The sequence below is a fragment of the Bacillus sp. LR--39 genome (genome assembly GCF_053613335.1).
Genome location: NZ_JBSIOT010000915.1, coordinates 1 through 697, shown reverse-complemented (window position 1 = coordinate 697; position 697 = coordinate 1). Strand labels below are relative to the sequence as shown.

Genomic DNA, 697 nt, shown 5'->3' with positions numbered 1-697 from the left:
CAGCCAAGCTTCAAAGCGCCGTATAAAAATCCGACAAGTGAGAGTCCCGCCACAGCCAAAATCAGCTTATGGCGAACGGTAAACGGCACTGGCTGATCTTCTTCTTTACCGGCTTCGCCCATTCCTGCCGCAGGGAACCAATCTGTTCCTAACACACTGGCATCTTTTGATTTTTTTAATTTTCTCCTATACAAATAGATATAAATAATAGAAGACAGCAAAAAGCATATGTATATCACAACTCGCAGGCCGATTCCAGAAAAAAGAGGGAGCTCCGCGATTGATTGTGATAAACCGAGCGGTGACGGTGATAATATGGTGGAGTTAAATCCAGCGTAGCAACCGATGTATATAACAGCGGCTCCCGCGACTGCGTCCCATTTTAAGGATCGTGCCACAATGAGGCCGATGGGGATAAAACCGATAACTGAATTCACGACAATCCCGGTTGTTCCGAGAATGGAGAACAATGCGCCGACAATACAAATAAATAATAATTGCTTTGTGCGGAATTTGCTGATGACATTGTAAATCAGGCCATTAATGGCACCCGTTTTTTCTAGAATAGCAATGGTGCCGCCTGTGAATAAGATCAGAAAGATGATGGGTGCTGATCCAACCATTCCATCCTGTAGAGAAGTAAAAAAGCTGATCAAGCTGACCGGAGACTGTTCAATTGAATGATAGCTTCCCGGAA

1 protein-coding gene is annotated in these 697 nt (G+C 44.5%); it reads right to left on the bottom strand.

What is annotated here, in order from left to right; all coding sequences use genetic code 11:
* A partial coding sequence (locus tag ACWHAR_RS27440) for an SLC13 family permease (protein WP_452088480.1) occupies positions 1–697 on the bottom strand: 697 nt, incomplete at both ends.